The sequence below is a fragment of the Burkholderia sp. Tr-20355 genome, assembly GCF_017104685.1.
GTDB classification, from domain to species: Bacteria; Pseudomonadota; Gammaproteobacteria; order Burkholderiales; family Burkholderiaceae; genus Burkholderia; species Burkholderia seminalis.
In genome coordinates this window covers 1-9,037 of record NZ_JAAGPK010000236.1, presented here as the reverse complement: position 1 = coordinate 9,037, position 9,037 = coordinate 1, and the positions used below count along the sequence as shown (strand labels likewise).

9 protein-coding genes are annotated in these 9,037 nt (G+C 68.5%); 2 read left to right on the top strand and 7 right to left on the bottom strand.

Annotation, left to right across the window (positions count from 1 at the left end; genetic code table 11):
• Positions 1–293 (top strand): hypothetical protein (locus tag G3N62_RS32705; RefSeq protein ID WP_206141436.1); only part of this gene is annotated, 293 nt, incomplete at its 5' end.
• A 19-nt stretch (positions 294–312) separates the two neighbouring features.
• Here the strand turns inward: G3N62_RS32705 and G3N62_RS32700 are convergent.
• From G3N62_RS32700 to phnS, 7 genes are read right to left on the bottom strand one after another with little or no spacing between them, the layout of a single operon-like run.
• Positions 313–864, bottom strand: a complete 552-nt coding sequence (locus tag G3N62_RS32700; RefSeq protein WP_059558904.1) for a phosphonate degradation HD-domain oxygenase — start codon at positions 862–864, stop codon at positions 313–315.
• 4 nt (positions 865–868) lie between these two features.
• On the bottom strand, positions 869–2,323 hold the full coding sequence (phnY, locus tag G3N62_RS32695) for a phosphonoacetaldehyde dehydrogenase (protein WP_069706932.1): 1,455 nt from the start codon (positions 2,321–2,323) through the stop codon (positions 869–871).
• On the bottom strand, positions 2,320–3,627 hold the full coding sequence (phnA, locus tag G3N62_RS32690; protein WP_185733093.1) for a phosphonoacetate hydrolase: 1,308 nt from the start codon (positions 3,625–3,627) through the stop codon (positions 2,320–2,322). Before phnA ends, phnY begins: the two co-directional genes overlap by 4 nt.
• Positions 3,624–4,484, bottom strand: coding sequence for a 2-aminoethylphosphonate ABC transport system, membrane component PhnV (gene phnV / locus G3N62_RS32685; RefSeq protein WP_034187832.1), 861 nt, complete (start codon positions 4,482–4,484; stop codon positions 3,624–3,626). The genes phnA and phnV overlap by 4 nt, the downstream gene beginning before the upstream one ends.
• Complete coding sequence (gene phnU / locus G3N62_RS32680; protein WP_034187831.1) at positions 4,474–5,394, bottom strand: 2-aminoethylphosphonate ABC transporter permease subunit; 921 nt, start codon at positions 5,392–5,394, stop codon at positions 4,474–4,476. The genes phnV and phnU overlap by 11 nt, the downstream gene beginning before the upstream one ends.
• Complete coding sequence (gene phnT / locus G3N62_RS32675; RefSeq protein ID WP_049029895.1) at positions 5,372–6,475, bottom strand: 2-aminoethylphosphonate ABC transport system ATP-binding subunit PhnT; 1,104 nt, start codon at positions 6,473–6,475, stop codon at positions 5,372–5,374. Before phnT ends, phnU begins: the two co-directional genes overlap by 23 nt.
• A 34-nt stretch (positions 6,476–6,509) precedes the next feature.
• A complete protein-coding gene (gene phnS, locus G3N62_RS32670) occupies positions 6,510–7,601 on the bottom strand; it encodes a 2-aminoethylphosphonate ABC transporter substrate-binding protein (RefSeq protein WP_069706930.1) in 1,092 nt (363 codons plus the stop codon).
• A 258-nt stretch (positions 7,602–7,859) separates the two neighbouring features.
• Between phnS and G3N62_RS32665 the strand changes: the two genes are divergently transcribed.
• Positions 7,860–8,969: a 2-aminoethylphosphonate--pyruvate transaminase gene (locus G3N62_RS32665; protein ID WP_124670342.1), complete on the top strand. Its 1,110-nt coding sequence runs from the start codon at positions 7,860–7,862 to the stop codon at positions 8,967–8,969.
• Positions 8,970–9,037: the final 68 nt, after the last annotated feature.

Sequence of the window (9,037 nt, the reverse complement as noted above, 5' to 3'; positions counted from 1 at the left end):
GAACATCGTGTTTCCCGGCAGCGCTGCGTTTTCAGCAGCAGAGAAGCGAGATTATGAACCGTGTTTCGCAGCTCGTCAACAACTTTTTGCACTACGTCGTTGCGACCGCGGGGCTCAACTTCCGTACGCCGAGGCCGTTCCTGCCAAGCCTCAACCGCACTGCTTCCCTTCCTTCCGCGCCGCGTTTCCGTGAGCGCGAAAGAGGCGTGATTCTATGCACCCGTCGGCAATCGCGCAAGGGGTTTCGCAAAAAATATAAGGTCCCGCACGCTGCCGCGTGCGGGACGTTTTAGGGAAGCGGCCGAACCGCCGTCAGTCCGTGCGTGCCTGGCGCGCGACGATCTCCATATAGTGATCGAGATCCGGTGTCGCCTTGCCTGGTTCCTTTGCCGTATCGTCCCAGCGGCGCAGACGCAGCGCATCCTCCGCGAACGGGCGCAGCAGGAATGCCGTCGCGTCCTCTTCACTGAAGATGCCGCCCTGCAACGCGAGACTGCGCACCGAGTCCGGCGACAGGCTCTCGAAGTAGCCGGCGTCCGTGCGGCACAGGCAGCGCTTCGCGTCGACGTGCAGCCGGATCGGCTCCAGCACCGCGTCGGAAAACAGCGGCCTCAGGAACGGCAGCACGTAATACTGATGCAGATCGTCGATCCCGCGCGCGCTCGGCGTCTCGCCCCGGCGATTCAGCAGATGCCCGAGGTCGTGCAGGAACGCCGCCGCGACCAGCGTCTCGCCGGCGCCCGCCGCTTCCGCCAGCAAGCCGCTCTGCAACGCATGCTCGAGCTGCGTGACCGGCTCTCCGCTATAGGCCACATGGCCATGCTCGCGATACAGCCCGTGGATCTCCTCCACCGTCAATGCCATACGCTTACTCCCAAGGCAGCGAAAACGTCTTCAGGTTCGTGAAGCTCTTCATCGCCTCCTGGACGCCTTCCTTGTAACCGAGCCCCGAATCCTTGATGCCGCCGAACGGCGACAGCTCGATCCGGTATCCGGGCACCTCCCATACATTCACCGTGCCGACGTTCAGTTCGTTCACGAGCCGCACGACGGCCGCCGTGCTGTCGGTACACACCCCCGACGACAACCCGAACGCCGTTCCGTTGCTGATCCGGATCGCGTCGTCGATCGTATCGAACGTGATCACCGGCGATACGGGCCCGAAGGTCTCCTCGCGCACGATCGTCATCGACGGATCGACGTTGTCGAGCACGGTCGGCGCATACAGCGCGCCGCGCCGCACGTTGCCGGTCAGCAGGCGCGCGCCCTGCGCGACCGCCTCTTCCACGCGCGCCTCGAACAGGCGCGCCGCCGCCTCGTCGATCACCGTGCCCATTTCGTTCGCGGGATCGAACGGGTCGCCGTACGTCCATGCGCGCGTCTTCTCGACCAGCAATTCGGTGAACGCGGGCGCGATCGAACGCTGTACCAGCATCCGCTTGACGGCCGTGCAGCGCTGACCCGAATTCCGGTACGAACCCAGCACCGCCAGCGACGCCGCGCGCTCGAGATCGGCGTCTTCAAGCACGATCAGCGGATCGTTGCCGCCCAGCTCCAGCACGATGCGCCGGTAGCCGGCCCGCGCGGCAATCGCCTTGCCGATCGCCACGCCGCCCGTGAACGTGATCAGCGACGCATGCGGATGCGTGACGAGCGCGTCCGCGATCTCGGCCGGGTCGCCGGTCAGCACCTGCAGCATCGGCGCCGGCAACCCGGCTTCGTGCAGCAGGTCGGCCAGATAGAACGCCGACAGCGGCACCTTCTCCGACGGCTTCACGATCACGCGGTTGTTGGTCGCGATCGCCGGCGCGATCTTGTGCGCGACCTGGTTCATCGGATGATTGAACGGCGTGATCGCGACGATCACGCCGTCGAGCGGCTGCCGCTGCGAGAACACGCGCCGCGCCTTGCCGTGAGGCGTCAGGTCGCAGGAGAAGCTCTGCGCATCGTCGCGCAATGCCTCGACCGCCGCGAACTTCAGCACATCGGCGACGCGGCCGATCTCGTAGCGCGAATCCTGCTTCGACAGCCCCGATTCGAGCGTGATCAGATCGGAGGCTTCCTCGGTGCGTTCACGCAGCAGCGCGGCCGCCCGTTCGAGAATCTGCGAACGCTCGTAGCGCGTGAGCTTCGGCCGATAGGCAAGCGCGTAATCGAACGCCGCGCGCACGTCGTCGACGCTCGCGAGCGGCGCGGTGCCGACGCGCATGCCCGTATACGGGTCCGTCACGTCGAGCGTACGCTCGCGCATCGCGCGCGTACCGCACCAGCGCAGCGCCTCCGCGCGAAACGCCGGGTGATCGTGTCGGGGATGCGCCATCATGTCGCGATCCGGTTCAGCACGAAATCGAACACGTCGAAATTGCGCGGGCGACGCGCGGGATCGTCCCGCTCGATACGCCGATTGAACAGCAACGGCACTTCCTGCTCCGACACGCCGCCGTGCGAACGCAGCGGCACGGTGAGGCCCGACAGGTCGTGTTCGCGCGCGCGCGTGCCGAGCGTCATGTCGCGGCGGCCGATCACGACGAGATCGCCGATCCGGTCGGCCGGCAGCTCGAAACGTGCGGCGGCTTCCGCGTTGTCGAGCACGAGCTCGACACCGTCGAGGCCGCCGACGCGCCACATCGCCTCGGCGCGGTCGACATCCGGCGCGAGATAGATCGTCGCGAACGAGCCGAGCGCGCCGTGATGCACGACGTACGGATCGGTGATCGGCAGGATCACGCGTGCGGACTGCGCGCCGTACCAGCCGTCGAACGCATCCTGAAGATAGATGACGTTCGGCCGGCCGGTCGCCGGGTCGTGCTTCGCGTTCATCCCGTGGTCGGCCGTGAGCCCGATCGCCCAGCCGAGCGCGTCGAGTTGCGCGAGGTAACCGTCCATCATCGCGTAGAACGCGTTCGCGCCCGCGCTGCCCGGCTCGCACTTGTGCTGCACGTAGTCGGTGGTCGACAGGTACATCAGGTCGACCTGCCGCGTCTGCGCGAGCCGCACGCCGGCCGCGAACACGAATTCGGACAACGCCGCGCTGTAGACGTCCGGCGACGGCAGGCCGACCCAGTCGAGCACGTCGACGATGCCGTTTTCCGCGAGATTCGCCTGCGCGGCCTTCTCGGCGGAAAAGCAGATGCCGTGCATCTGCCAGCCGAGCAGCCGGCGCAGCTTGTCCTTCGCCGTCACGACGGCCACCCGCACGCCGGCGTCGGACGCCGCCGCGAGCAGTGTGCCGGCCCGCAGGTAGGCCGGGTCGTTCATCATCACTTCGGCACCGCGCCCGCCGTCGGCGGCCGGATCCCAGAAATAGTTGCCGCAGATCCCGTGGACCGACGGCGGCACGCCGCAGACGATCGACAGGTTGTTCGGGTTGGTGAAGGTCGGCACGATGCAATCGCCGCGCCAGGCCGTGCCTTCCGCGATCATCCGGCCGATGAACGGCGCGACGCCCGCGTCCACCACCTTTTCGAGATAGTCGTACTCGCAGCCGTCGACGCAGACGACGACGGTCGGCTCGACCGGCAACCGGTAGCGCCGGCCGTTGACGTCGATCGAGCGGCCCGCGAGATCCGTCGATGCACCGGCCGCCGACGCGTCACCGGGATGGCGCAATGCGAACGCGGCGTTCATGATGCCGCCCGCGTGCCGCGCGGCACCCGCGCCGCGATCAGCAGCAGCGCCGCGAGCGACGCGCCGAGCATCAGCAACGACAGCGCCGAGGCCGGCAGGTAGTAACCGCGCTCGACCTGCCCGATCACGACGATCGGCACGGTCGCGAAGCCGGGCGGATAGACCGTCAGCGTCGCGCCGAGCTCGCCGAGCGACAGGGCGAAGCCGAGCGCGAGGCTCGCGCGCAGCGCCGGCACGAGCTGCGGCAGCAGCACGCGGCGCAGCACCATCGCGGGCGGCGCACCGAGGCTCGAGGCGGCTTCGCGCAGCACGGTCAACTCCGGACGCAGTGCGGCGGCCGCGCAGCGATAGCAGAACGGCAAGATCAGCGCGAGCTGCACGAGCACGACGATCGCCGCCGAGCTCGACAGGTCGAGCGGCTTCTGGTGATACGCGATCAGCACCGCGAGCCCGAGCACGACGCTCGGCACGCCGTTCGGCACCATCACGAGCGCGTCGACCACCGCGCCGAGGCCGCGCCGGTCGCGCCCTTCGAGCGCAAGCGCGAGCCACAGCCCGAGGATCGTGCCGATCGCCGACACGCCGAAGCCGATTTCGAGGCTCGTCAGCAGCGCGTCGTATTCCGGCGACCCGAGCCGCTCGAACCAGCGCAGGCTGTAGCCGGCCGGCAGGATCGTGCCCGACCATTGCGTCGACACGCTCGACAGCGCGACGACGACGACCGGCAGCACGAACAGCCAGAAGCACGCGAACGCGGCGAGCGCGAGCGCGGCGCGCGTCGCATGCTTGAGCAGCGCGTCGCTCCGGCCGATCCGGTGGCGCGGCACGGCTTGCCCGATACGAAATTCAGCGGACATCGTTCCCTCCCGTCGCACGCCGGTTCACCCGGCGATAAACCGCGTACAGCGCCAGCGACAACGCCAGCATCACGACCGCGCCGGCCGATGCGGTCGGCAGGTCGAGATCGACGGTCGCGCTGCTGTAGATCGCGACCGGCAGCGTGACGAGCCGCGCGCTGCCGAGCACGAGCAGAATGCCGAACTCGTTCAGCGTCAGCAGGAAGCACAGCACGGTGCCGGCGGCAATGCCCGGCCACGCGATCGGCAGCACGACGCGACGCGCGAGCATCCAGCCGGGCGCGCCGAGGCTGCGCGCGGCCTCGATCAGACGCAGGTCGAGCGTCGCGAACGACGCGAGCGTCGGCCGTACGACGAACGGCGTGTAGAACACGGTCTGCGCGAGAATCACGCCGCCGATGCCGAACAGGAAATCGAGCGGCGGGTTCTCGAGATGGAACAGGTGCTGCAGCGCGATGCTGATCGACCCTTGCGAGCCGTACAGGAAGATCAGCGTGAACGCGACGAGAAACGACGGAAACGCGACGTACAACTCCAGGAAGCGCGTGACGAGCGACGCGCCCGGGAACGGCTTGAAGAACAGCAGCGCGGCCAGCAGCACGCCTAGCACCGATGCGGTGCCGGCGCTCGCGAACAGCACGCCGAGCGTCGTCAGCAGCACGCCGCGCGTATCGGGGTTGCCGAAGAAGGTCCGGTACGCGGCGAAACTCAGCCCGTGATCGCCCGACAGGCTCAGCAGCACGAGCCGCACCAGCGGATAGACGACGAGCGGGCCGAGCACGACGATGGCGAGCGCGGCCAGGTGCAGGTCGCCCCTGCGCTTGCGGCGCCGCGCGGCGGCGGCATGCGCGGCGGCCGACGCGAGCACGTGCGGCGGCAGGCCGGCTTCAGGGCTCGATAAGGACGACATCGTCTGCCTCGCAATGCAGGGACACGCGCGCACCGCGCTCGGGGGCCGCGCCGCGGCCGCGTTGCATCGTGACGCGCACGGGCTCGTCGGGCGCCGCGTCGATCACGACCGCGATCGACAGGTCCGCGCCCTGCCATTCGACGGACGACACCGTGCCGTGCAGGCCGCCCGCGGCGGGCGGCATCACGGTCAGGCGCTCGGGGCGCACGCAGGCGACCTTGCCGCGCACTTCGTGGCGCGGATCGCCGAGCGGGAAGATCACGTGCGGCGGCAGCAGGTTCGCCGGGCCGAGATAGCGGGCGACGTAGCCGTCCCGCGGCGCGTCGTACAGCTGCTGCGGCGTGCCGAGCTGCGCGATGCGGCCGTCGCGCATCAGAAGCGCGCGGTCGGACAGCACGAGCGCGTCGTCGCGGTCGTGCGTCACGCAGACGACGGTCAGGTTCGGCAGGCGCTCGTGCAGCGCCTTCAGTTCGCTGCGCACCGATGCGCGCAGGTTGGCGTCGAGCGCCGACAGCGGCTCGTCGAGCAGCAGCACGTCCGGCTCGATCACGAGCGCGCGCGCCAGCGCGACGCGCTGCTGCATCCCGCCCGACAACTGCGCCGGCAGATGATGGCCGGCATCGCCGAGCTGCACGAGCTTCAGCGCGTCGGCAACGCGGCGCGTCACTTCCGACGACGCCATGCCGCGTGCGCGCAGCCCGAATGCGACGTTCTCGAACACCGACAGGTGCGGGAACAGCGCGTAATTCTGGAACAGCAGACCGAGATTGCGCTTGTGCGGCGGCGCATAGGTCAGATCGCGTCCGGCCACGGTCAGCGTGCCGGTCAGGCCATCGGCCTTCACGAACCCAGCGATGAAGCGCAGCAGCGTGGTCTTGCCGCAGCCGCTCTTGCCGAGCACGGTCAGAAATTCGCCGGCACCGATCGACAGCGACAGATCCTCCAGCACCGTGCGTGCGCCGTAGCGCACGCTCAGGTGTTCGATCTGCACGCCGCCCGGCGCGCCGGACCGCAGCGTCGCGCGCGGTTCGGCGGCGCCGAATGCGCCGGGATGGGTCAGGGCGGTTTCCACCGGGTTCATCCTCTTGCTCGCTAATACAGGCGGCGTGCGCCGATCACTTCGGCTTGACGACGTCGAGCGGCTTGCCCGAGCTGCCGATCACGTCCTTCTTCCAGCGCTCGATCCACACCGGCTTCTTCGCCATCACCTGGGTCCAGTCGACCGGGATCAGCTTCACGCCCGCGATCGCCTTCTTGACCGCTTCGCCGTTCTTGCCGGCCAGCGGCACGTCCGTGCGGCCCGGGATGCCGTACATGTCCGGCACCTTCGACTGCACGTCCGTCGACATCAGGTAGTCGATCAGCTTCTTGCCGGCATCCTGGTTCGGGCCGCTCTTGATCAGGCCGATGCCGTACGGGAGCTGGAACGTGGTCGGCTGGTCGCCGTCCTTCGCGGCCAGGAAGATCGGCTTGACGGACAGCGCGCCGTGTTCGGCGTCGTCGAGGTCCATCTGCAGGTCGCCGTTCGCGACGCTGATTTCGTTGCGCGACAGCAGCACGTTCAGATAGCCCGTGCCCTTCGTATGGAACTTCACGCTCTGCGACAGCTTCGCGAGGTAGTCGAATGCCTTGTCCTCGCCCATCAGCGACGTCGTCAGGATCAGCACGGCCATCCCGTCGCCGGCCGTGGCCGGGTTCGAGTACGCGACCTTGCCCGCGTAGGCCGGCGACAGCAGGTCGGCGAACGTCTTCGGCTGGTTCTTCACGACTTCCGGGTTGATCGCGAACGAGAAGTAGTTGTTCACGAACGTCGCCCACGTGCCGTCCTCGGCCTTCGCGATGGCCGGCACGTTCTTGTAGTTCACGCTCTGGTACGCCTGCAGCAGGCCCATCTGGCCGGCCTGCTGGATGAACGGCGGCAGCGTGACGATCACGTCGGCCTTCGGGGAATTCTTCTCGATGTTCGCGCGGTTCACGACCTCGCCGCTGCCCGCCGTCACGATGTTGACCTTGACGCCTTCCTTCTTCTCGAAGGCCGGCAGCACGTCGCGATAGAGGTTCTCGAGGCCGTCCGCCGTGTACAGCACGACCGCGTTGGCCGCCTGCGCCGGCATCGCGGCGCCTTGCAGCAGACCGGCGGCGCAGGCGGCCAGCGCGAGCTTGCGGAACACGCCGGCAGGGGCGCGCGAGGGTTTCTGCAGTGTCATCTCACTTCTCCGTAGGCGGAACACCAAACGGCCGGGGCACGATCCGGCTCTCCTGTTATCTCCGGGCTGGCCGACCGACGGCCTGCCGCGCCGCCGCACTGCGGTGGGTTGCGCGCGGCAACCGAAGGATCACAGCGTTCGATGACAAACCCGTGACGAATGCCACAATTTCCAAAAAATGACACATTTTGCCAATATCATGCAAGTCATTCAGAAATGCCGCCCGGCATTTCGTTCGACTGCCGCTGGAGAAAAACCATGTCCGATCCGATTCTGCTCACGCCCGGCCCGCTCACCACGTCCGCCACGACACGCCACGCAATGCAACATGACTGGGGCTCGTGGGACGCCGCTTTCAATCGGCTGACGGCCAGCGTCTGCGCCGACCTCGTCGCGATCGCGCAAGGCGGCGACGCGTACGTGTGCGTGCCGATGCAGGGCAGCGGCACGTTCTCGGTCGAGGCCGCGCTCGGCACGCTGGTGCCGCGCGACGGCGTCGTGCTCGTGCCCGACAACGGCGCGTATTGCGCGCGGATCCTGAAGATCCTCGGCCGGCTCGGCATCGACGCGATCGCGCTGCCGTTCGGCGAGGACGCGGCCGTCGACGCGGCCGCGGTCGAGGCCGCGTTCGCGCGCGCGCCGCGCATCACGCACGTCGCGCTCGTGCATCTGGAAACGAGCGCCGGAATCCTGAATCCGCTCGATGCGATCGCGGCCGTGTGCCGGCGGCACGGCAAGCGGCTGATCGTCGATGCGATGAGTTCGTTCGGCGCATTGCCGATCGCGCTGGCGGACAGCGGCATCGACGCACTGGTCTCGGCAAGCGGCAAATGCCTCGAAGGGGTGCCGGGGATGGGATTCGCGATCGTGCGGCGCGACGCGCTCGACGCATGCGAAGGCAACTCGCCGTCGCTCGCGCTCGACCTCCACGACCAGTACGCGTACCTGCGCAAGACGGGCCAGTGGCGCTTCACGCCGCCGACGCACGTGATTGCCGCGCTGCGCGCCGCGCTCGACCAGTACCTCGCCGAAGGCGGCCAGCCGGCGCGCGGCGCACGCTACGCGGACAACTGCCGGACGCTGATCGAATCGATGCGCGCGCTCGGCTTCGTGCCGTTCCTCGACGCGCGCGTGCAGGCGCCGGTGATCGTCACGTTCCACGCCCCCGACCATCCGGCCTACGATTTCCGCCGCTTCTACGACGCAGTGCGCGACGCGGGCTTCATCCTGTATCCGGGCAAGCTCACGCAGCGCGAGACGTTCCGCGTCGGCTGCATCGGCGCGATCGACTCGGGCGATATCCGGCGCGCGGTCGCGGCGATCGCGCAAGCAGTCGAATCGCTCGGCATCGCCTTGCAGCGCGCCTGAGCGCAGTGCGCCGGCCGGCACGCCCGCCGGCACGCCCGCCGGCACGCCCGCCGGCGCCGCACGCAAAA